Annotated in this window: 18 protein-coding genes; 5 read left to right on the top strand and 13 right to left on the bottom strand. The window is 64.5% G+C overall.

Features of this window, described 5'->3' with window-relative positions:
* Window positions 1–10: 10 nt before the first annotated feature.
* Window positions 11–1162, bottom strand: a complete 1152-nt coding sequence (locus UP09_RS11210; protein WP_044538214.1) for a DUF3095 domain-containing protein — start codon at window positions 1160–1162, stop codon at window positions 11–13.
* A gap of 198 nt (window positions 1163–1360) precedes the next feature.
* On the opposite strand from UP09_RS11210, the gene UP09_RS11205 reads away from it, so the two are divergent.
* On the top strand, window positions 1361–2026 hold the full coding sequence (locus UP09_RS11205; protein ID WP_044538212.1) for a DUF2278 family protein: 666 nt from the start codon (window positions 1361–1363) through the stop codon (window positions 2024–2026).
* A gap of 94 nt (window positions 2027–2120) precedes the next feature.
* Here UP09_RS11205 and htpG read toward each other — a convergent pair whose 3' ends face one another.
* The 4 genes from htpG to UP09_RS11185 form a co-directional block, all read right to left on the bottom strand.
* Window positions 2121–3980: a molecular chaperone HtpG gene (gene htpG, locus UP09_RS11200; RefSeq protein WP_044538210.1), complete on the bottom strand. Its 1860-nt coding sequence runs from the start codon at window positions 3978–3980 to the stop codon at window positions 2121–2123.
* 122 nt (window positions 3981–4102) lie between these two features.
* Window positions 4103–4840 (bottom strand): transglutaminase-like cysteine peptidase, encoded by a 738-nt coding sequence (locus UP09_RS11195; protein ID WP_245301892.1) that lies wholly within the window; start codon window positions 4838–4840, stop codon window positions 4103–4105.
* Window positions 4841–4964: 124 nt separating this feature from the next.
* On the bottom strand, window positions 4965–5777 hold the full coding sequence (locus tag UP09_RS11190; protein WP_044538208.1) for an MBL fold metallo-hydrolase: 813 nt from the start codon (window positions 5775–5777) through the stop codon (window positions 4965–4967).
* 84 nt (window positions 5778–5861) lie between these two features.
* On the bottom strand, window positions 5862–6461 hold the full coding sequence (locus UP09_RS11185) for a TetR/AcrR family transcriptional regulator (RefSeq protein WP_044538205.1): 600 nt from the start codon (window positions 6459–6461) through the stop codon (window positions 5862–5864).
* A 136-nt stretch (window positions 6462–6597) separates the two neighbouring features.
* Here UP09_RS11185 and UP09_RS11180 point away from each other — a divergent pair, with 136 nt between their 5' ends.
* A complete protein-coding gene (locus tag UP09_RS11180; RefSeq protein ID WP_044538203.1) occupies window positions 6598–7566 on the top strand; it encodes an SDR family NAD(P)-dependent oxidoreductase in 969 nt (322 codons plus the stop codon).
* 156 nt (window positions 7567–7722) lie between these two features.
* On the opposite strand, the gene UP09_RS11175 is transcribed toward UP09_RS11180, so the two are convergent.
* From UP09_RS11175 to xylB, 4 genes are all read right to left on the bottom strand, one after another.
* Window positions 7723–8670, bottom strand: coding sequence for an ABC transporter substrate-binding protein (locus UP09_RS11175; protein ID WP_044538201.1), 948 nt, complete (start codon window positions 8668–8670; stop codon window positions 7723–7725).
* A 67-nt stretch (window positions 8671–8737) separates the two neighbouring features.
* On the bottom strand, window positions 8738–9775 hold the full coding sequence (locus tag UP09_RS11170) for an ABC transporter permease subunit (RefSeq protein WP_044538199.1): 1038 nt from the start codon (window positions 9773–9775) through the stop codon (window positions 8738–8740).
* The gene (locus UP09_RS11165) at window positions 9765–11303 is read right to left on the bottom strand and encodes a sugar ABC transporter ATP-binding protein (protein ID WP_044538198.1); all 1539 of its coding nucleotides are present in this window, start codon (window positions 11301–11303) and stop codon (window positions 9765–9767) included. The genes UP09_RS11170 and UP09_RS11165 overlap by 11 nt, the downstream gene beginning before the upstream one ends.
* Complete coding sequence (gene xylB / locus UP09_RS11160) at window positions 11300–12778, bottom strand: xylulokinase (protein WP_044538197.1); 1479 nt, start codon at window positions 12776–12778, stop codon at window positions 11300–11302. The genes UP09_RS11165 and xylB overlap by 4 nt, the downstream gene beginning before the upstream one ends.
* Window positions 12779–13059: 281 nt before the next feature.
* On the opposite strand from xylB, the gene UP09_RS11155 reads away from it, so the two are divergent.
* Window positions 13060–14310, top strand: coding sequence for an ROK family transcriptional regulator (locus UP09_RS11155; RefSeq protein WP_044538242.1), 1251 nt, complete (start codon window positions 13060–13062; stop codon window positions 14308–14310).
* A gap of 55 nt (window positions 14311–14365) precedes the next feature.
* Here UP09_RS11155 and UP09_RS11150 read toward each other — a convergent pair whose 3' ends face one another.
* Window positions 14366–15460: an asparaginase gene (locus tag UP09_RS11150; RefSeq protein ID WP_245301891.1), complete on the bottom strand. Its 1095-nt coding sequence runs from the start codon at window positions 15458–15460 to the stop codon at window positions 14366–14368.
* A gap of 324 nt (window positions 15461–15784) precedes the next feature.
* Between UP09_RS11150 and UP09_RS11145 the strand changes: the two genes are divergently transcribed.
* A complete protein-coding gene (locus tag UP09_RS11145; RefSeq protein WP_044538195.1) occupies window positions 15785–16939 on the top strand; it encodes an OpgC domain-containing protein in 1155 nt (384 codons plus the stop codon).
* Window positions 16940–16942: 3 nt separating this feature from the next.
* Here UP09_RS11145 and UP09_RS11140 read toward each other — a convergent pair whose 3' ends face one another.
* Window positions 16943–18607, bottom strand: coding sequence for an amidohydrolase (locus UP09_RS11140; protein ID WP_052833058.1), 1665 nt, complete (start codon window positions 18605–18607; stop codon window positions 16943–16945).
* A gap of 12 nt (window positions 18608–18619) precedes the next feature.
* Complete coding sequence (locus UP09_RS11135; protein ID WP_044538193.1) at window positions 18620–19018, bottom strand: hypothetical protein; 399 nt, start codon at window positions 19016–19018, stop codon at window positions 18620–18622.
* Between the two features lie 147 nt (window positions 19019–19165).
* On the opposite strand from UP09_RS11135, the gene UP09_RS11130 reads away from it, so the two are divergent.
* Window positions 19166–19597 (top strand): winged helix-turn-helix transcriptional regulator, encoded by a 432-nt coding sequence (locus tag UP09_RS11130; RefSeq protein ID WP_052833057.1) that lies wholly within the window; start codon window positions 19166–19168, stop codon window positions 19595–19597.
* A gap of 86 nt (window positions 19598–19683) precedes the next feature.
* Here UP09_RS11130 and UP09_RS11125 read toward each other — a convergent pair whose 3' ends face one another.
* On the bottom strand, window positions 19684–20949 hold the full coding sequence (locus UP09_RS11125) for an adenylate/guanylate cyclase domain-containing protein (RefSeq protein WP_052833056.1): 1266 nt from the start codon (window positions 20947–20949) through the stop codon (window positions 19684–19686).
* Window positions 20950–20982: the final 33 nt, after the last annotated feature.

Raw genomic sequence — 20982 nt, 5'->3', positions numbered from 1 at the left:
GCGCCCGCCACTACGCCGCACTCGCCTTCAGCGCAGACGCCGCCGAAGCGTAGCCGCCGCGGGCGCCGTCGATGAAATGGACGTGGTCGGGGCGCATCACCGACGGTGTGAAGCAGGTCATCATCGCGGCATCCTGCCGATGCAGGCCGTAGCGCACGATGCCCTGTGCAGCCGCCGCCGCAAGCCGCTGCTCGAGTTCGGCCGCAAGCGCCGGCGTGCAGTCCAGGATCATGCGCAGGCCGTCGTCATATTTGCGGAAGTCGGAATTCTCCACGAGCTGCCGCACATAGGTCTTCGGCACGAAATTGCCGACCGTGATGCCGAAGCGCATCAAGAGATAGGCCCACAGCGTGAAGCCCAGCACGACGACGCGCTGCTTTGCCAGCGAGCCGCCGCGGCGCGTGGCGCGCGCCTCGTAGTCGATGCCCTGCGGCGGCCAGCGTAGCGGCGGACCGGCAGACGGCACCGGCCGTCCGGCATCGGGGCTGGTCTCGACGCGGGCGATGATATCCTCGATCACCTTGCGGAACGACGCCGGATCGACGCCTTGCATCGGCATCACCAGCACCGACAGGATGACGCCGCGCATCGACGGCATCTCCTCGAAGCGGCAGGACAGGCCCGACAGATCGGGCTGCGTGCCCGGCGGGGCGGGATCGAGGGCGAATTCGCCGCGCTTCATCGCGGCATCGGCAAAAGCGAGCCCGCCGCCGGAGAACATCGCATAGGACAGATTGGCCGACGGCCCGAACCGCGCGACCCGGACGTCGGCACCAACAGCGCGGATCGCCGCGACCGGCACCAGCGCGACCCGCAGCACGAGGTCGAGATCGTCGCGCACCCAGCTCGCGGTCGCCGCCAACGCCTCGCGCGCCTTGTCGAGATCGGCGGGCGCGACCGCAAAGCTCGCGCCATCGCCGCCGAACACGAAGGGAAATTCGCGACCGTCAAGCGCATTGGTGACGGCGGCGATGACAGCGGCGCCGGCGGTGTTGACCGCCTTATAGCGCTGCGCTGCGATCGCCTTGGTCGATTCCACGATGTCGGCGACGCCGACCGACCAGTCGTCGGGCAGCGGCGAATACATCGCGGGATCCATCAGGCGCGCGAAGCTGCGAAACACCGGAATGCCGCCGTAGAAGATCTCGCTGCCGCCGTCCATCGCACCGCCGCGCCGTTCCGCCCCTGAGAAACTCATTAGCAGATACGCGGCGGTTTGGAATCCGGTTTTGAAGCCTAGCGCGAATACGGCTACCTGCCGTCTTCAGAGCAGGCAAAACTGTGTCCTGTTTCACACGCGCGTCTCATCTCAGGTTGTATGGTCCGACAGACACCCGCCGGAACCCGAAAGGATCGCGCCGTGACCCTCGTCTACGGATTCGTCAAGACCAAGGTGACCTCCGAGCCCAAGATGAAGCCGTCGCATCGCGGACACGAGACGCAGTTTCACCTGCACTGCAATCTCGACGTCGATGGCGCGAAGTGGGACGTCGCCATCAATGTCGGCACCAATGACGCGGACGATCTGCTGAAATACAAGCTGGTCTTCGACTTCCGCCATCCGATCATCCAGACGCTTGCGGCGGCCAATAGCGGCTCGCAGGCGCTGACCGGACAGAAGGCGCTGCCCGCGCTCGATTTCCTGCGCAGCGATCTGCTCGCCAACACCGGCAAGTGGCGCGACAGCGATGTGATGGACGGCTCCGATGACGTCGAGCCGGCGGCGTCGCTGAAGCGGCTGTTGTCGCGCGCGCACCAGGAGAGCCGCGACGTCTACATCTTCGGCCGCTTTTTCGAACAGGGCGACGGCCTGCACGACGTCCATCTCAACCAGGGCTCGAGCAAGGGCTTCATCCATCGCCCGGGCGATGATTCCAACGACCACAATGATGTCTGGCAGGACGGCGCCGTGATGGTCGATCTCGGCGAGCCGGAATGGGCGGCCTATGTCTCGGCCTTCAACCAGCAGCTGGTGCCGACCGACGACCTCGGCAATCCGCTGCCCGACGCGGCGACGATTTCGTAGCCGGTAGCCCGGATGAAGCGAAGCGCAATCCGGGACGCTCCATCCTCCGAGGAAGTCCCCGGATTTCGCTTCGCTCCATCCGGGCTACGAATCCCTACTTCACCACTCCGCGCAGCACGAGTTGGTTGAGCCTGGCGGCGAAGGCGGCGGGATCATCGGGCATTTCACCGTCGAGGATCTGCGCCTGTTCGAACAACAGGAAGGACAGGTCCTTGGCCTGCGCCGTGTCGGTCGCAAGCGCTGCGACCAGCGGGTGACGCAGATTGATCTCGAGGATCGGTTTTGTGATCTCGCCGCGGTTCTGCTGCGCGAGCATGCGCTCCAGCGCGCGGTCGCGCGCATCGCCGCCGGCGACCAGGCAGGACGCGCTCGAGGTCAGCCGCTGCGAGGCGCGGACGTCGGAGACGCGCTCGCCGAGCGCATCCTTGATCACGGCAATCGTCGTCGCCGCGTCGGCTTCCTCCGCCTTGGGCACGGCCTTGTCGTCGAGAAGCGGAATCAGGCCGAAATCGATGTCGCCCTGGCTCAGCGACTTCAGCGGCTTGCCGCCGAATTCGAGCGGCGCCGAGGTCCAGAACGCATCGACGGGGTCGGTGAGCAGCAGCACCTCGATGCCGCGGGCGCGCGCCGATTCCAGCTTCGGGTTCGCCTTCAGCCGATCGAGGCTGTCGCCGACCAGATAATAGATCTCGGTCTGGTTCGGTTTGAGATCGTCGACATATTGCTTCAGCGAGCGCGTCTCGCCTGCTGTCGTGGTGAAGCGCGCCAGCGCCAGCAGCTTGTCGCGGCGCTCGAAATCCTCATACAGGCCTTCCTTGATCACCGGGCCGAAGGCGTCCCAGATTTTTGTGAACGCCTCCGGCTCCTTCTCGCCGAGCGTCTCCAGCTCGCCGACGACGCGGGTCGTGACGGCCTTGCGGATCTGCGCCAGCTGCGGATTGTTCTGCAGCATCTCGCGCGAGATATTGAGCGGCAGATCCTCGCTGTCGATCACGCCCTGGATGAAGCGCAAATAGGCCGGCAACAGCTCGGCGTCATCGGCGATGAAGACGCGGCGGACGTAGAGCTTGACCTTGCCCTTGCGCTCGGCCTGGAACAGGTCGAACGGCTTGGTCGACGGTGCAAACAGCAGCACGGCGTAGGATTGCCGGCCCTCGGCGCGGTAATGCAGCGTCATCGCCGGCTCGTCGAAGGCGCCGGCGATCTGCTGATAGGCCTGCTTGTAATCGTCCGCCGTCAGCTCGGATTTCGAGCGTTGCCACAGCGCGCTCGCCGAATTGATCTGGCGCGGCTCGCCCTCCTCCGGCACCAAGAGAATCGGGAACTGGATGTTGTCGGAATATGCGCGGACGATGCGCTCGATCTCGTAAGCTTCGAGATATTTCGCCGCGTCCTGCTTCAGGTGCAGCACGATCTCGGTGCCGCGCGCGACCCGCCTGGCATCGTCCTCGCCGCCCGGCGCGATCTCAAACCCGCTGCCGCCTTCCGACGTCCACACCCACACTTCGTCGGAGCCGGCGCGGCGGCTGGTGACGACGATCTTCTCGGCGACCATGAAGGCGGCATAGAAGCCGACGCCGAACTGGCCGATCAGGTTGGCGCCGTCCTTGGCTTCAGTCAGCTTCGAGAGGAACGATTTTGTTCCCGAGCGCGCGATGGTGCCGAGATTGTCGATCAGCTCCTGGCGGTCCATGCCGATGCCGGTATCGACCACGGAAAGCGTGTTGGCCTTCTTGTCCGGCGCGATCCTGATCTCCGGCGGCGCGCCGTCGGCGATCAGATCGGGGTTGGCGATCGCCTCGTAACGCAGCTTGTCGCAGGCGTCGGAGGCGTTCGAGATCAGTTCGCGCAGGAAGATGTCGGTCTCGGAATAGACCGAATGCACCATCAGGTGCAGCAGTTGGGCAACCTCGGCCTGGAACGGCTGGGATTCGGCTGAAACAGTGGTGGTCATGGGAACTCGGGCAATCCAGAGTGGCGGGAAAGCCCTGATATAGCGAAGCCGCGGCAAGTGGCAAGATTTTCGGGGACGGCGAGCCCGTCCTCAAGACAAGAAACACTCGCCCACCGCGCCGCTTAGTCTCGCCGCGCCAGAATCCTGGTCCAGGACATCGGGTTCTCGGCAGATTCGATCCGTTGCAGCCGGTAATAGTTGCGCGTCTCCTCGAGCCGGACCACCAGCGGCCTGAGATTGTCGAGCACCCAATCGCCGGTGCCGCTGCGCACGACCAGCACGAGATGATGTTCTCCGGTCGCAACGAGCTGAACTTCCGCGAGCAGCAGCGCGGATGCCGGCCAACCGGCATCGAGAAGCAGATGACGTTTGGTGACGGCGTAGTCGTTGCAGTTGCCCTCAGGCGGGAACAGCAACCAGGCATCGAACTGGCCCGGCCGCACGTTCCTGGGTGAGATCGCCGCGTTGACCCAGGCCTGAACGACGGTCAGTTCGCGCCATCGCATCGACACCTCCACACTCGACAGGCTTCGCTCGGGCGTGGACGCACAATCCTGCGGATAGCGCGTGCAGAACACCGTATGGCCGAACGGCGGCAGAATGTTCTGGATGGTTGGTTCCGAGCGAGCCGGCTGGGCGAACACGCCGCACAGGATGCCCAGCACGGCATATCGCACAGCGAACTGCATGACCGCCGATCTCGTCTCTTGCACGACACGACGATACGCGCACAAGGTTGCAAAGCGAAGAAAACGTTGCGGCAGCGCAGCACAAATATGAATCAGCTGCGCGCGTCGAAAACGTGCAGCCTCGATGGCGCTGCGGTGACGCGGCAATGAAGGTGGCGCGTCGGCGAGCAACTTACACACAATAAACGCGCAGGATGCGCAACGATTGTTCGGGGAGTCCGTCACATCGTGAGCTATGGCGCGAGGCCGCGCAATCTGCACCGCGATTCAGCGGTGGCGCGGCTCCGTCCGCGCCTTATTTTCGTTCGGAAATGGCGGCGATGTAGCGCTGCACCGAACGATCGAACGCCGCCTTCGCATCCGAGGCGATGTTCTTGCCCCACCAGGCGCCGTAGATGCGATCGAAGGCGAGCGGCTCGACGGCGCGCGCGATGGTGCGGACCGCGGCGGCGTTCAGCGGAATGTAGTTCGGATAGCTGTACATAAAACTCACCGAGCGGCGGTCCATCGCGACCATTGCGACATCGCCGGTGAGGAGCGCGCCGCGGCCCTCCGCGCCAGCACGCCAATGCAACACGGTGGCCCCAGTGAAATGCCCGCCGGGACGCACCAGCAGAATATCGTCGGAGATGCGATGGCTGTCGCCCCGCCACGGCACGATCGAGGAGTGCTGCCGCGTCACCCATTGCGCGTCGTCGCCGTGCAGATAGACCGGCGCGTTATCGAATGCCGCGCTCCAGTCGGCGACCGCGCCATAATAATGCGGATGCGAGATCGCGATCGCCGTCAGCCCGCCGAGCGATCTGACATGCGCGATCGCCTCTGGCGTCGCCAGCGGCACGCAATCCCACATCACGCAGCCGCCACGATCGGGCACCAGCAGGGCGCGCTGCCCGATCGCAAACGACGGCTCAAGGCCGATGCCAACGAGGCCGAGATCATCGCGACACACCAGACGATGCCGCAGCATGAGTTCCTCGCGCGTCAGCCAGGCCTGCCCCTTCCAATTGACATATTGCCGCTCGTCCTCGCAGATCGGGCAGGCTGGCGGCGGCGCGGCAGTTTCAGGAAATTGCGCGCCGCATTGTTCGCAGCTCCACAGGGGCATTGGACGGTCCTCCACGATGACGGGATAACGCAAAACAAAAGGCCCGCCAAATCGCGGGCGCGTCATGTCGGGTGAAACACCGATTCAATCGATCGAAGACGTTGCTTTCCGGATCTGCATCCCCGCGACCAGGATGTCGACCATGCGCTTGGCGGCCTGCTTGGCATCCGCTCCCGCGCCGATGTTCGCCACGCCAGCCAATGCGCGCAGCAGGTCGAACGGCTCAATATCCGGACGGATGTCGCCGCTCGCCACAGCGCGATCGAACAGCATTGCGAGTGCGCGCTTCATTTGGTCAGACGATGCCGAGTACAGTTCGGACGTGCCGCCGACCAGCGAATTGAGCGCCGCATACATCCCCTGCTTGGCGGCCATGTAATCCACGAACACCAGCAGCCATTCGCGCAAGGCGCCAACCGGAGACTGCGTCTCCGCCAGCCGTGTCGCGGCGGTGACAAGCTGGTCGGTCTCGTTGCGGTAGACCGCCTCGATCAACGTGTCGCGGGTCGGAAAGTGACGATAGAGCGTCCCGGCCCCGACACCCGCAGTCCGCGCGATCTCATCGAGGCTGGCCCCCGGCCCTTTTTCGGCGAAGGCGGCCTTTGCGGTTTCGAGCAGGCGGATGCGATTGCGCTGCGCATCGGCGCGCGGCTTGCGTGCGGCAGCGGCCTTCTCATCGCCCACGGTGAAGATACCCCTTGATAAACGGAGAGTGTCTCCGTATTTAAAACGGAGACAGTCTCCTCTTACGTGAAAAATGGTTGGCAGACAAGGGTTTGCCGCCAAAGGGAGAGCTGTGCCAGAGACAAAGGAGTTGGCTATGAGCGATAGTTTCGGGGCGACGTCCACCACTGACGAGGTGCTGGCGGGGACCAATCTCAGCGGGAAACGCGTGCTGGTGACCGGCGTATCGGCCGGGCTCGGCGTGGAGACGGCGCGTGTGCTGGTAGCGCACGGCGCCCAAGTGGTCGGCGCGGCGCGCGATCTGGCCAAGGCGAAGCAGGCGACGAGCGAAGTCCGCGCGCAGGCCGCAAATGGCGGCAGTCTCACACTGGTGGAGCTCGACCTCGCCTCGCTCAAAAGCGTGCGCGCCTGCGCGGATGCGCTGGTGGCCGACGGGCGGCGTTTCGACGCCGTGATCGCCAATGCCGGCGTGATGAGAACGCCGTTCGGGCACACCGCCGATGGTTTCGAAACGCAATTCGGCACCAACCATCTCGGCCATTTCGTGCTGGTGAACGGGATCGCCGATCTGATCGCCCCGGGTGGACGGCTGGTCAACGTCGCCTCGTCGGGTCACCGCTATTCGGACGTCGACCTCGACGATCCCGGTTTCGCGCGCACGCCGTATGACCCGATGATCTCCTATGGCCGGTCCAAGACCGCCAACATCCTGTTCGCCGTGGAATTCGACCGGCGCCACAAGGCGCGCGGCGTGCGAGCAACGGCGGTGCATCCGGGCGGGATCAGGACCGAACTCGGCCGCCATATGGCGCCCGACGAGCTCGACAATCTGGTGGCGCAGATCAATGCGCAGCTTGCTGCCGAGGGCCGACCACCCTTCCGGTGGAAGACAATTCCGCAAGGGGCCGCAACATCGGTCTGGGCGGCCTTCGTCGCTCCGGTCGAGGATGTCGGCGGGCGCTATGGCGAGAATTGCCAGGTGTCTGAGATCATCGAAGGGCCGACCAGCCCGGTCAGCCCCGGCGTCAGGTCGTACGCGCTCGATCCCGCACGCGCCAAGGCGCTGTGGACCAAGAGCGAGGAGATGGTCGGCGAACGCTTCTGATCGCACGCTCCGGCCGATGAAGAGCGGTGCTCTTCATCGGCCGTAGAAGCCCCCGGGCGAGAGCTCTTCAATGCTTGCACCCAAACTCCATCTGCATCTTGGCAGGTGCCACGCCGAAACTTCCTCCGAAACGAACGAAGGAAATAAGAGAGGCCGCTATTGCGACCGGTCCGACGTCCAGCCCTTGTACTCGGCGACATTGTCGCGCGTCACGAGTTTTGACGGCAACAGCTCGACGGTCGAGGCAGGCTTCTCGCCGTTGAGCAGGCCGACGCCGAGCTGCACGGCGCGGCGCGCCATGAAGAACGGATCCTGCGAGGCGGAGGCCTGGATTTGCAGCGCGCCAGGATCCTTGAGTGCGGCCTCAATGTCGGGCGCGCCGTCGACTGCGGTGATGACGATACCAGTGCGGCTCTGCTGGCGCGCTGCGAGGTCGGTCCCGATCGCCTGCGGGTCATTGATGGCGAAAATGGCATCGATCTTGGCGAAGCGGGTCAGATAGCCCTGCGTCACGGTGAGGCCACCTTCGCGCGAGCCCTTGGCGTCCTGGTCGTTGGACAGCACCTTGATGCCGGGGTTCTTGCCGAACACGTTCTTGCAGCCGACCACGCGGTCGATCACCGCCGAGACCTGCGGCCCGTTCTCGATGATCACGTCGCCTTTGCCGCCCAATTTGTCGACGATGTACTGGCAGGAGACCTCGCCGGCCTGGACGTTGTTGGTGGTCACCGTGGCATCGGCGCCATCAGCTGCGGTGTCGACGGCAACGACGATGATGCCGGCGGCCTGCGCCTTCTTGATCGCCGGCCCAATGGCCTTGGGATCGCCGGGGTTGAGCAGGATCAAATCGACGCCAGCGGCGATGAAATTGTCGATCTGGGTCACCTGCTTGCCGAGGTCGTATTCGAAGCCGACCGTCGTGATCTTGACGCTGGGGTTGGATTTCTTCGCCTCGAACTCGGCGCCCTTCGACAGAGCGACGAAGAAAGGGTTGCCTAGCGAGCCCAGTGAGATACCGATCGACTTGAGCTCCTTGGCAAAGGACGGGGCGGAGCTCAGGACGAGCACCATAGCGGCGCCAGCAAACGAGATCGTCTTCAACATTGGCTTCCTCCCTGGTCTGTTCAAAACTCCGGCACGGCGACCAGTGATCGCGACGGACTTTTATGGTTCAGGTGCGGGCCGAGCCCTGCAACCGGTAGCGGTCGAGCGCGACCGCGCCGATGATGACGAGGCCCTTGATCACATATTGCCAGACGTCGGATACGCCGGTGAGGATCAGGCCGTTCGACAGCACGGCGATGATCAGCGCGCCGACCAGCGTTCCCCAGATCGAGCCGATGCCGCCGACGAAGGAGGTGCCGCCGAGGATCACGGCGGTGATCGCGTCGAGCTCGTAGGACTGGCCGAGCTGCAGGCCGTTGGCGGCGTAGAGCCGCGCCGCCTGCATGGCGCCGCCGAGACCAGCGAGCAGGCCCGACGCGCCATAGACAAAGATAAGCACCGCCCAGACCTTGATGCCGGCGAGCCGGGCTGCGCTCTCATTGCCGCCGACCGCGTAGATATGCACGCCGAGCACGGTACGACGCAGCAGCAGCCAGGAGGCGAGGATCACGAGCAACGCGATCACCCAGAGCCAGGGCATCGACAGCACGCCGGGAATAAGCGTCAGTGAGCCGTTGCCGATGAAAGCATAGGGCATCGACGGATTGAACACCGTGGTGTCGGCACCCAGCAAGCGCGCCACGCCGCGCACGGCGGTGAGCGACCCCAGCGTGACGATGAAGGGCGGCAGGCGCAGCAGCGCAATCAAGCCGCCATTGAGGATGCCGAAGACTGCGCCCGTGAACACCGCGGCCGGCAACCACAACGCTCCGAGATCGGGAAATTTGGAGACGATCAGCCCGGCCATCGCCGATGCCGCCAGAATGGAGCCGACCGAGAGATCAATGCCGCCGGTGAGGATGACAAAGGTCATCCCGGCCGCCAGCACGGTGTTGACGGCGGACTGCTGCACCACGATGCCGAGATTCTGCGCAGTGAAGAAGCGGCCGTCCGAGAACAGATGAAAGCCGACGCACAACAGCGCCAGCACCGGCAGCATGCCGACCGAGCGAATCACAAGCCGCGTGCGCTGGCGCCTGCTCTCTTGCGCGGTTGCGAGGCCGGGCGCGGCTGCGGCTTTCGCGGAAACAACCTCATCGGGCATCGATCTGCTCCATTCCGGTTGCGAGCGCCATGATCTCCTCCTGGCCGAGCGGCGCGGTCGCCGTTCGCTTGACCTCGCCGGCAATCTGTCCCGCGCGCATCACGATGACGCGGTCGCAGATGCCGATGATCTCGGGCAGGTCGGACGAGATCACCAGCACCGCCGTGCCCGACTTCGCGAGGTTGTCGATGATCGAATAGATCTCGGACTTGGCGCCGACATCGACGCCGCGCGTCGGCTCGTCGAGGATCAGGACTTTCGGTGTCGTCGCGAGGAGCCGCGACAGCAGCACCTTTTGCTGGTTACCACCGGAGAGGCCACCTGCCGCAACGCCGACATCCGCGGCGCGGATGCCCAATGCCGCGAATGCCTTTTTGGCCCGGTCGCGCGCCTTGTCCCGGTCAAGGATGCCGCCTAGCCTGGCATCGCGGCCCAGCACCGCGAGGTTGATGTTGTCGAGGCAGGACATGTCGAGGAACAGGCCGAGCGCCTTCCTGTCCTCGGTCAAATAGGCGATGCCCGCCTCGAGCGCCTGGCCGGGGTTACGGATCTCGACCCTGCGTCCTTCGAGTTCGACATGGCCTGAGGTTTTCGGCGCGGCGCCGATGATCAGATGCGCGAGCTCGGTGCGGCCGGCACCAACCAGTCCGGCGAGGCCGACGACCTCGCCCGCATGCACGGTCAGGGAGCAACCCTTGACGCGCCTGGAGTCGGCGATGTCGACGGCCGCGAGCACGGGGCCGCCATGCCGCACCTTGGCATCGTCCGTGGGATCGTGATCCTTCTTGTAGAAGGACGAGACGTCGCGCCCCACCATCAGGCGGACGATGGTGTCGGCGCGGATCTCGGGCTTGTCGAGCGAGCCAACCAGCGTGCCGTCGCGCAGCACCGTGACGCGGTCGCCGAGCGCGTAAACCTCATCCATGCGATGCGAGATGTAGATGATGGCGAGGCCTTCGGCGCGGAGCTGGCGGATCAGGACGAACAACCGCTCGCTCTCGCCGGCCGACAGCGCCGTGGTCGGTTCGTCCATGATCAGGATTTTCGAGCGGGCGTGCAGCGCGCGGGCGATCTCGACCAGCTGGCGCTGCCCCATCGACAAGCCGGCCACCAGCGTCGACGGCGTGAAATCCGCACCGAGCCGCGCGAGGATCGGGCCGACGCGGGTCTCCATCGCCTCGCGCGCCAACATCCCAAAGCGCGAGACTTCGCGGCCGAGATAGATGTTCTGCGCGACGCTGAGATTGGGGGCGAGCGACAGTTCCTGATAGATGATCGCGATGCCGGCCGCGCGGCCGCCCTCCGGGCCGTTGATGTTCACGGGCTTGCCCTCGATGCGGATTTCGCCGCCCGGATCGGGCCGGTAGGCGCCCGACAAGATCTTCATCAGCGTCGATTTGCCGGCGCCGTTCTCGCCCATCAAGGCGTGGATCTCGCCGGGATAGACGGTGAGGTCGACGTCGCGCAGCGCCTTGATGCTGAAGAACGACTTGGAGACCCGGCGCATCTCGAGGATCGGGGCGCTCATCTTGCCTCCCTCGCATGAGGCGTTTCCGATCCGCGGCGCGGCCGATACAGCTCGCGCCATGCCGGAAGCCGCGCGGCATAGGCATCGGCAAGACCACGCTCGGGTTCGAAGGTCTCGACGCGCGGCGGCTGCGTGCAGACTGCCGCGACCGGCTCGCCGGTGACAGCAAGGCGCCCCAATCTCGCCGCACCGAATGCCGCACCAACGTCGCTATCGGCAAGGCGGCTGATCGGAATGTCGAGGACGTTCGCCAGCACCGAGAGCCAGAAGCCTGATCGCGCCCCACCGCCAATTACATCGGCCTCAGTCACGACAACACCGGCGCTCGCGAGCGCGTCGCGGCAATCCGCAAGTGCGAAGGCGACGCCTTCGAGCACGGCCTGCACGACCGCAGCGCGATCCGTGCCATGGCTCAGGCCATCGAGCATGCCGCGCACATCCGAGTCGTCATGCGGCGTGCGCTCGCCGGCAAGATACGGCAGGAAGCTGACGGGCGATGGCGCATGCGGACGCGCGCCAAGCGGCGCCAGCAACTCAGCTTCCGGAGCGCCAAGCAGCCTCGCGATCCAGGCAAGGCAGGACGCGGCCGAGAGGATCGCGCCGCCCTGAAGCCACATCGCCGGGATTGCGTGCGCGAAGATGTGGACGGCGCGATCGGGATTGGCTGCAATCTTCTCGGTCGGAGTGAACAATGCGCCTGACGTGCCGAGTGAAATGAACGCGGTTCCCGGTCGGATCGCGCCGATGCCGATGGCACCGGCCGGATTGTCGCCCGCGCCACCCGCGATCATCGGCTGTTTGGCCATGCCCCAGCGCTGCGCGAGCTCGCGTGTCAACCGCGCCGCGGGCGCACAGCCCTCGACGAGCCGTGGCATCTGGGTGCGCGAAAGGCCGGTTGCGGCAAGGCCGTCATCCGACCAGTCGCGCTTGACAACATCGAGCCACAGCGATCCCGAGGCGTCGGAGACATCCTCGATCGCCTCGCCCGACAGGATCAGGCGCAGATAGGCTTTTGGCAGCAGGACGAGCTTTGTCGCTGCAAAGATCTCCGGCTCGTGCTTTGCGACCCAAAGCAGCTTCGGCGCGGTGAAGCCGGGCATCGCCTTGTTGCCCGTCGTCGCACGCAAGGCGGGCCAGCGCTGTTCGAGCACACGACACTCGGCGGCGGAGCGACCGTCGTTCCAGAGAACGCAGGGGCGCAAAGGCCTGAGGTCGGCGTCGAGGAGTGTCGCACCGTGCATCTGGCCGGAGAGGCCGATGCCCGCGACGTCGGCCAGCTCACGGGGGTGATCCGCCTTCAGCGCGTCCAGCGTCGCGAACGTCGCCTCGATCCAAAGGCGCGGATCCTGCTCGGAGAAGCCCGGGCGCGGCGAGGCCGTCGACAGCGCGTGGCTCCGGCTGGCGATGACGTGCTGCATGTCATCGACGAGGACGGTTTTGACCGCCGAGGTGCCGAGATCGATGCCGAGAAACATGATGCTCCCTGCCGGTTGTCAATTTCGGCACGCACGTGCCGAGGCCGTTGGTGGCCAACAGGACCGGAATTGCCTCCCCTTGCCCGCCTTTTTCCCTCAACGGACATTTATTTTTTTAATTTACTATATTATAGTCCTGCTGCAACGGGAAAATTGGCTTCCACAAGAGCGACGCCAAATGCCGTGCCGAGTTCCATCGCGATCGGGAAGCCATCGCAACAGGAGCCGGAAGCAGCCGCCATTGCTTGATTGAAGATGATGGCTTGATTGGAGATGACCGCTTGTCGGGAAAGGGCAGCAATTCAGTCAAGCTTCGCCACTACAATGAACGCTTCGTGCTCGACGCCATCCGCCGTCTCAAGGAGGCGTCCAAGTCCGACCTTGCGCGCGCAGCGCACCTCACGCCGGCCGCGGTGGCCGGCATCGTCGACGGACTCGAACAGGCAGGATTCGTAAAACAAGTCGGAAAAAGATTTGGGCAGCGCGGATCGCCGTCCGTGCTCTACCGGCTGATGCCGGACCGCATTTACAGCGTCGGCATCAAGATCGGCCGTCGCGCGCTGGAGGCGGTGCTGGTCGACTTTGCCGGCGAGCTACGCGCTCGCGAGTCGCACGAATACCGCTATCCGGACCCGGAGCTGGTACGCAAGGCGGGCAACGCCTCCCTCGCCAGTTTCGACGCGCTGGTGAACGGCCTCGACGGCGCCTCCATCGTCGGCGTCGGCATCGCCTCGCCGTTCTTCCTCGGCGGCTGGATCGAGGAACTCGGCTTTCCAGCCGACCTTGGCGACCGTTGGGAAGCGATCGAGCTCATGACGCTGTTCGCGACACCAGCGAAGGCGCCGGTGTTCATCGAGAACGACGCCACATCTGCGGCGCTGGCCGAGCTCATACACGGTGCCGGCGCGCGCTTCCGCGATTTCATGCACATCTCGATCGACACCTTCGTCGGCGGCGGCCTGGTGCAAAACGGCAAGGTGCAGCCAGGCCCGCACGGCAACAGCGCCGCGCTCGGCCCGATACCGGTCTCCCCGTCAAGCCTCGATTCGGTGGCGGCCAGACCGGGGCGCTACCAGAGCCTGCTGCACCGGGCCTCGATCTATGTGCTGGTCAATCATTTGAAGTCGCGCGGCATCGAGATCACGCGGGTCCGGGAGCTCGACCCGATACCTTCAGGTGCGCGGGAGCCGCTGCTCGAATGGATCGAGGATTGCGCCAACGCGCTGGTCGAGGCGATCATCGCCGTCGCCTCGGTCATCGACATCGAAGCGATCGTGCTCGACAGCATCTTGCCGCGGTCAATTCATCTGGAGCTATTGGCGAAGGTGCAAAGTCAATTCAGCCGTGTGACCGCCACCGGCATCGTCGCGCCGGAGATCGTGCCCGGCCAGTTTGGCCCCGACGCCTCGCCGATCGGGGCCGCCATGCTGCCGTTCTCGGCGCTGTTTGCACCTGATAGCAGCGTGTTGATGATCGGCAAGGACAGGACAAAGCTGTTGGGCAAGCTTTCAGCGCTGGCCGGCCAGAGCTGAGCAGAATCCCTCGCACGACGCCCGACCTGCGTGCTCACCTCACGTCTCTCGATCACTACCAGGCGAACGCCTGCTGCACCGCCTTGGGGTCGGTGATGCCGTCGGCGATCAGGAGCTCAAGCAGGACGCGCGCCTTCTGCGGATTAAGGTCCAGCGCGACGGCGAAGCCGAGCGTATCGTCCTCGACCTCGACATTGCGGTTGACGATGCCTGTCCCGACACGGCTCGAGCGCACGACGACGACGCCCTGCTTCGCCGCGGCCGCGAGCGCATCGATCGCGCCCTTGGACGAATTGCCGTCGCCGACGCCCGCCAGCACGAGGCCCTTCGCGCCGCGCTTGACCGCATCCTCGATCTCCGCGCCGTCCATGTTGGCATGCGAGTAGATGATGTCGACGCGCGGCAGTGGCGCCGCGTCCGGCAGCTTCAGCTTCGACCCCTTGGCGGCAATGGCCGGCTCGAGATAGCGGAGCGAGCCCGTATCGACATAGCCGACCGGCCCCGCATTGGGCGATCGGAATGTGTCGACGCTCGTGGTGTTGGTCTTCTGCGCCCAACGCGCGCCGTGGATGGTATCGTTGAGTACCACGAGCACGCCGCGGCTGCGCGATTCCGGCGCTGACGCGACCCGCATCGCCTCGTACAAATTGGCCGGACCATCGGCGCCGATCCCGGTCGAGGGACGCATCGACCCAACCAGCACGATCGGAATGTCGGTATCGAACACGTTCTGGAGGAAGAACGCCGTCTCCTCCATCGTGTCGGTGCCGTGCGTGATCACGACGCCGTCGACCTCTTTATTGTCGATCGCGGTGCGGATGCGCTTGGCCAGCGCGAACCAGACCTTGTCGTTCATGTCCTGGGAGCCGATCGACGAGATCTGCTCGACCGAGATCTGGGCGAGCTTGTCCATGCCCGGAACGGCGGCGATGAGATCAGCCGAACTCACCTTGGCCGAGTCATAGGCGTTGCCTGCACGGGCGCTGGCCTGGCCGGCGATGGTGCCGCCGGTGCCGAGCACAAGCACGCGCGGCAAGGCATCCCCACTCTTTTGCGCGGCGGCGGGCGGCGCAAGCAGCCCGATCATGAGGACGAAGGCGAAGCCTATCGTGGCCAGCAGAGAACGGTTCGATTGAAGCGAATGCGGCATCATCTGTCTTCCTTTCGTCTGCGTCGGACCCGATCGCAGCGTACTGGCATTCGTTCAGATTGGCCAGCGAAGCGCGACCGGAAAGAAGCCGAACCCCGAAGCCGCTGCCGGGAAGCAGCACGACGTCGGTTTTGATTTCATTTGGAGCCAAATGCCGGACGTCTGCACCAAGGACGCATCATCATCTCGTCACATAGCTTCTCGTTTGAGCAGGATCGTTCTCAGAAAACCGCTACGCGGTTTTCCGGATCATGTTCTAGTATGATGTCGGGTGTTCCCTGCGAACCGAGATTTCGCCGGGAGTCGGGACGAGGGAGCGAACCGATGGACGTCAGGGCTGTGCTTCCGCCGCGCGGGCGCGACTATCGACTGGATCTGCTGCGCGGGTTCGCCAACTGGGCGATCTATCTCGATCACATCCCGAACAATGCGGTGAACTGGATCACGCAGAAGAATTATGGCTTCAGCGATGCCGCCGACCTGTTCATCTTCATTTCCGGCTACACGGCGTCATTCGTCTATGCGCGGATCATGCTCGAACGCGGCACCGTGATCGGCGCCACCCGGCTGATCAAACGCTCCTGGCAGATCTATGTCGCGCACGTCATGCTGTTCGTGATCTATATCGCCGAGATCGGCTATCTCTCCCAGCGCTATCACGACCCGAACCTGCAGAACGAGTTCAATGTCGCGGGCTTCATGCAGAACCCGGCCGAGACGCTTTATCAGGGCCTGATCCTGGCGTTCAAGCCGGTCAACATGGACGTGCTGCCGCTCTATATCGCGCTGATGCTGGTGTACCCGATCGTGCTCTGGGTGATGTTGCGGCGGCTCAATCTGACGCTGGCGGCATCATTCCTGCTTTATCTGGCGGCACGGCATTTCGGCTGGAACCTGCCGGCCTATCCGGGCGGCTCGTGGTACTTCAATCCGTTCTGCTGGCAGTTCCTGTTCGTGTTCGGCGGCTGGTTTGCACTCGGCGGCGCCGGCGAATCGATGTCGCTGATCCGCTCGCGTCCGTTCCTGGTGCTCGGCGTGGCCTATCTGTTGTTCGCGATGGTGATGACGCTGGCGGGCCGATTCCCCGAACTCGCCCAGGCGATGCCGCCCTGGCTCTACGATGCGTTCAATCCGAACGACAAGACCAACCTCGCACCCTATCGCGTCCTGCACTTCGTGGTCCTCGCCTTTTTCGTCACGCGCTTCCTGCCGAAGGACTGGGCCGGCCTGCAATGGCCGATCTTCCGCCCCGTGATCAAGTGCGGCCAGCAATCGCTCGAGGTGTTCTGCTCGGGCATCTTCCTCGCCGTGATCGCGCATCTGGTCCTCGTCGAGGTCTCCAACAGCATCTGGATGCAGATCCTGGTCAGCGCCGTCGGCATCGTGCTGATGACCGTGCTCGCCTACTACCGCTCATGGTCGAAGAAGGTCGACAAGGCGCCCGCGAAAGTGGCGGCGAGTACGGCGCCGGCGGGATAGCTCTCATGCCGCCTCGTGAACCTGCCGGCCCTCGAACCATGTCGAAAGCACCTTGGTCTGCGACAGCTGCTCCGGCGCGGTCGCAAAGAGGTCGCGATCGACCACGATGAAATCTGCCGACTTGCCAGCCTCGACCGATCCGGTGAGATCAGAGAGGCCCATCGCAAGCGCGGCGTTGACGGTGTAGATGCGCAGCACCGTTTCGAGATCGAGAGCCTGCTCAGGCCACAGCGCGCCGTCATATCCGCCGCGCGGGTTACGGCGGGTGATCATGCCCTCGATGCCGAGCCAGGGATCGGGGTTGGCGACGACCGGCCAGTCCGATCCGGCCGCCATCAACGCACCGGCCTCGTGAAGATCGCGAAGCGGCCAATAGAAGTCGGCGCGATCCTCCGGCAACGCCGCGCGGATCGCTTGCTGGATCGGACCGGGATACCAGATGATCGGCGACAGGTCCGCCGCAACGTTGAGCGCGCGAAAACGGGGAATATCGGCTGCTGCGACGAAGCCGGCATGCGCGATATGATGGACCGGTCCTGGTCCGTTGCCGGGTCCGTTGAAGCTGCGCACCACGTCGATCGCGTCGAGCGTATCCCGAACCGCGGCATCACCGGTGCAATGCACCTTGAGCCGCATGCCATGTTTCTCGGCCTTTGCGATCCACCGCACCAAAGCGGGGATCGAGATCAGAGGATCGCCGCAAAAGCAGCAGCCTTGCAGGCGCGTGGCCCGGTAGGGCGTGAGCATGGCGGCAGTGCGCGTCGTCGGCACCCCGTCCATGAACAGCTTGATGAAATCGGGGCGGACGTGGCGCGTGCGATAGGCCTCGCGACGCGCGATCAACTCGTCACCGACGAGATCGGCGCCCGACAGCGTCCGCTGTCCAGGCAGCGAGGTGACGCACCAGCCATTGAGTTCGTTGGCGCGATCGAGCGCGGCCAGCGCCTCCAGGAACGGAAGCACCGTGGTCGCATCCTGAAAGGCGGTGACGCCGTAGCCATTGAGAATTTCGACCGCGCGGCGGCACGACGCCTTGTTGCGCGCCGCAAGGTCCGGAATGGATCGCTCGACCGCCTGTTCGGCGAGCCCCGAGGCCCGCTCCAGCAACAGGCCGGTCGCGGCCTTGGTCGCGCCATCACGCTGGATTTCACCGTCCTGCGGATCGCGCGTGTTGGCGTTGATCCCGATCAGCTCCAGCGCGCGGGAATTGACCCAGCGGTTGTGCTGGCTGTCGTCCCGCAGCATCACCGGATGCGCGCCGGAGACGGCATCGAGCGCAGCCAGGGCGCTTGCCTGGCCGATCGCCTCGACCAGATGGCTTCCCCAAATGCCGCCAAAGACCCACTCGCCCGGTTTCGTCGTCGCGCATCGCGCGCGAACGGCATCGAGCACCGCGTCGAGCGACATCGTCGGCAATATCTTCAGTTCGTAGAGATCGGCCTGCCCGCCGCGGAGATGGTGGTTGTGCACGTCGACGATGCCGGGCAACAGCATGCGGCCGCGCAGATCCACCAACTCGGTGCCGGGACCGGCGAGAGCCTTGACGTCGAGATCGCTACCGACGGCAACGAAGGTGCCATCGGCCACCGCCATCGCCTGGGCTCGGCTGCGGTCAGCATCCGCGGTGAATACGTTTCCGTTATGGAAGATACGCTCCGGTCGCGTCATCGCTGTCAGTCCTCAGTGCGACACAGAATACCGCGACTGCCGCCAGAAAACAGTCAGGCACAGCGCATAGATCGCGATTGCGGCCGTCTGCAGCCAATAGACCAGCGTCGACTTGCCGGAGAGCACGCCCTGCAGCGCATCCGAGACATTGACCGCGCAGAGGCCCGCGACCGTGACCCAGATCGCGACCAATGCGGCGAACACGGCCTCGGGCGAACGCGCGGCAGAGGCAAACAGGCAGATATAGGCCACGACCGCGAACGCGATGATCTTGTCCTGATAGGCGTAATAGGGTGTATCGTAATAGACGAAGAGGATCGGCAGCTTGATTCCGAAGAAATGCGCGATGGCCATGCAGCAGAAATAGGCCACGCCGGCCCAAAGAAGCAGGTTGAGAATCCGACCGCTCATCGAGGCACCCAAGACAGACGTTGCATGAAAGACCTTGCAAGACACACGTATCAGCATTGGCGGGCTGTTGCCGCCGCGCCTGATATTTCATGGTCCCACATCAAGTGTGGACCAGCCAGACACATTAATTTCTGACCGAGGAAAACCATGGCCTACCAGCGCAAGCGCCCTGCCCCGGATCCGTGCCCGGTCGAGACGGTGCTCAAGATCGTCTCGGGCAAGTGGAAGGTTCGGGTGCTCCATCTCCTGTCGCTGGACGAGTTCAGCTTCGGCGAGTTGCGCAATTCAATTGCCGGCGTTCGTCAACAGGTGTTGTCCAGCCTGCTGCGAGACCTGATCGCCGACGGCGCCGTCCAATACCGCAAGATGTCGGCCGAGCGATCGATCTACGCACTGACGGACAAAGGGCGCGAGCTGGTTGTGCTGCTGACGCCGCTGGCCGAATGGGGCAACCATCTGCTCGCCGAACAGGGCGTGACGTGGCGGCCGCCGGAGCCGCAGCGAAGCGCCCGGAATGGCGGCGGTGGCGAGGCCTACCGGCCAACGGGGCGTCCGTCCGCGCAGACCGTCCAGCGCTGATCGCGTCGGACGGGTTTGATCATCGGACGCACTGACGTCGATCATGACGACGCCGATCAGCGGAGCGCGCGCGGGCTGGTTCGTAACTAAGCGCCTGGCGGTGCGAAGAGTTCGTGCTGCCGATCGAGGCCGCGCAGCTGATGAAACCCGAGCGACGTTAGTGTTCCGCCATAGACGCTTGCGAAATCATCGCTGACGATCAGCGGCAGATCGAGCGACTTGGCGATGGCTTCGATGCGGCTGACCAGATTGACGGCTGGGCCGATCACCGTGAAGTCGAGGCGATCGGCCGCTCCGATATTGCCGTAGATGACGGTGCCATAGTGAAGCGCGATGACGATTTCGAGCGGCGATTCAGCGCGCTCGGACGCCTGCGACCGCAGGACGCCGAGCGCAGCCTGGGCCTCCTGCGCCGCCGCGAGCGCGTTACGGGCGGTACGGGCGGCTTCTCCCGGGTTGACCACCGGAAAGATCGCAAGCAGTCCGTCGCCGATGAATTTCAGGATCTCTCCGCCATGCCGCACGATCGCCTTCGCCTGCAAGTCGAAGAGATCGTTGAGCATGCCGATGACGCTCTCGCCGGAGAGTTGATCGGACATCTGCGTGAAGCGGCGCAGGTCCGACGACCAAAGCACGGCCGCGATTGCTTCCCCACTGCCGCGCCGGATTTGACCGGCCAGTACCTTCCGTCCGGTCTGCGGACCCAGATAGGCCTTGAGGACATTTTCCGCGATCTGCCTCTGGCTGTTCATGTCGGCTGCGATCGACAGCCGGTCCGACACCGCCGACAGGTCTGCGATTTCCTGCTCCACGAATCCCCCGGGCCGGTCGGTGACATAGACCGCCATATAGGCTTGTGGTCCAAACGCACCGCCGACGGGAAGCGCAAAATAATCAGTGGCGCCGCGCGCCTTCAGATCGTGCAGGATGGAAAAGTCTAGTCGCGCTTCCGGCCCCTCCAGCCGGCGCCGTAGGATTTCGCCGTTTCGCACGCGCATGACCGGGTTCTGCGCAGGCGGTATCAGGTCGGCGACCTCATGCGTAATCATGATCTCCTGGGTCTGCGCGCTGGTACGCCACCAGACGTAGACGGAGCCGAGAAATTGCGGATGCAACGTGCCGCCACGCAGATTGACGCGCAGTAAGGGGATTCCCGCTGCTACAAGCCGCCATGACAATTCATCGATCGTCCTTGCGAAAGAGCTGCTCCGCCGGGCGCCGCCAGTGAGCCATTCGAGGATCGATCCGATCGTGTCGTGAGCGGGCCGCTGCTCGATCGCGCACTCGACGATCTCGGCGACCACGACATTCTGGCCCTCGACGATCAGCGCAGAAGATACGGCCTCGCTCAAATATCGCTCCTCGGGGTCCACACATCAAAACTT

Source organism: Bradyrhizobium sp. LTSP885, assembly GCF_000938305.1.
Taxonomy (GTDB): domain Bacteria; phylum Pseudomonadota; class Alphaproteobacteria; order Rhizobiales; family Xanthobacteraceae; genus Bradyrhizobium.
Note: the sequence above shows the minus strand (reverse complement) of the source record. Positions and strands in the feature narration are given on the sequence as shown.